This is a genomic window from Isoptericola sp. NPDC056605, from assembly GCF_042792795.1.
Lineage (GTDB): Bacteria > Actinomycetota > Actinomycetes > Actinomycetales > Cellulomonadaceae > Isoptericola.
Window position 1 is genome coordinate 1 of record NZ_JBHTVT010000053.1, and the last position, 1,631, is coordinate 1,631.

Here is a 1,631-nt window from a genome sequence, read left to right on the forward strand (position 1 = left end):
CCATTACATATTACAAAAAAGCTGAACGCAAAATTCCAACGATCTCCGACAAGATTGAAAAAGCAGAGTTTTATTTAAAACTGTCTGAAGTCTATTATCATAGGGCTTGTCAAGAAAAGTGTGTAAGTTATTCTAGATATTTCTTCACACGTTCCTTTAGGTGGTCATGAACTAATAGTTGATTCATGACCATAGCCCATTGCTGGATGCGTCCACCATCCCATTTCTTTTCTAATTCTTTTGTTCGTAAAAACAATATTTTTAATAGGGCATTCTCATGGGGGAATGCTCCTTTTTTCGTGACTTTTCGAAAGCTAGAGTGGATACTTTCAACGGCATTTGTAGTGTACATGATTTTACGAATATTACCACCATAATCGAAAAGTTGTTCCACATGAGAAAAGTTTCGTTTCCATACGTCTACAGCTCCAGGGTACGTAGACCACTGCTTTTCAAAAGATTCAAATGCACTGTGACAAGCCTTAAGGCTTGGAGCTCCATACACTTTCTTTAAGGCAGCAGTAAAAGGCTTGTAGTCTTTACTTGGTATATACTTAATCGAATTTCGAATTAAATGAACAATACATCTCTGTACGGTCACATCAGGAAAAATCGCACGTGCTCCTTCTTCCAGACCACTAACGCCATCCATTGAGAGAAAGAAGATATCTTCTACACCACGAGATTTGATTTCATCAAAAATTTGCATCCATTTATGTTTACTTTCCGTTTCATTCAACCACAAACCTAGAATGTCCTTTTTACCTTCTATGGTATATCCTAGTATTGTGTAAACGGCATACTTCTTCGTTTCATAGTCATTACGAATGGTTGTGTAAAGACAATCGACAAACACAAAAGGGTAACAGTTACTTAAGGGACGATTTTGCCACTCTTCTAAATTAGGAAGTACAGTATCCGTAATGTCGGATACCATTTCATGAGATACAGAAAAGCCATAGATGTCTTCTATCGTGGAAGAAATGTCTCGTTGTGACATTCCTCTGGCATACATCGAAATGACCTTATCCTCTATAGAGGATACATCTCTTTTACGCTTTGGAATCAACTGCGGTTCAAATGAACCATCACGATCACGGGGGACTGCAATTTCAACTTCTCCTGCTGTTGTTTTCACGATCTTTTTGCCATATCCATTTCTTCTATTTCTTGTTTCTTTTTCTCCCTTGTCATTGGATTCATAGCCCAAATGGTGATTCATTTCACCTTTTAGCATTGACTCAAACATGGGACCAAATATGTCTTTTAATGCTTCTTGCATATCTTCTACTGATTTAGGCTGATACTGTTCGATAATCTTGTTAGCTAATTCTACGGAGTTCGGATCTCTTTTCAATTTCCCCACTGAAACCACTCCTTTAGCTTTATACTTATTATTCTATCAAATAAAAAACTGTGTGAGTAAGGAACCGTACGCATTCCTTACTTACACAGTTAATATTACACTCCCCAAGTCCAGCGGTTCTCCGCTTGAGTTGGCGTTTTCTGCTACTTCTTCAGCAAAGTAAGCTTATAATTGCTTTTTGAATTTATTTTCCATCAGTTCTGCCATTTGTTTTGCATTTGGATTTTCTTCATTTTGCAACTGTTCAATGATGTTCATATAATCC

The 1,631-nt window shown here is 37.2% G+C and carries 1 protein-coding gene; it reads right to left on the bottom strand.

All coding sequences use genetic code 11. From position 1 onward, the window contains the following. Positions 1–127: 127 nt before the first annotated feature. Positions 128–1,375, bottom strand: coding sequence for an IS256-like element ISBsu2 family transposase (locus ACFQ8Y_RS22685; protein WP_031600262.1), 1,248 nt, complete (start codon positions 1,373–1,375; stop codon positions 128–130). Positions 1,376–1,631: the final 256 nt, after the last annotated feature.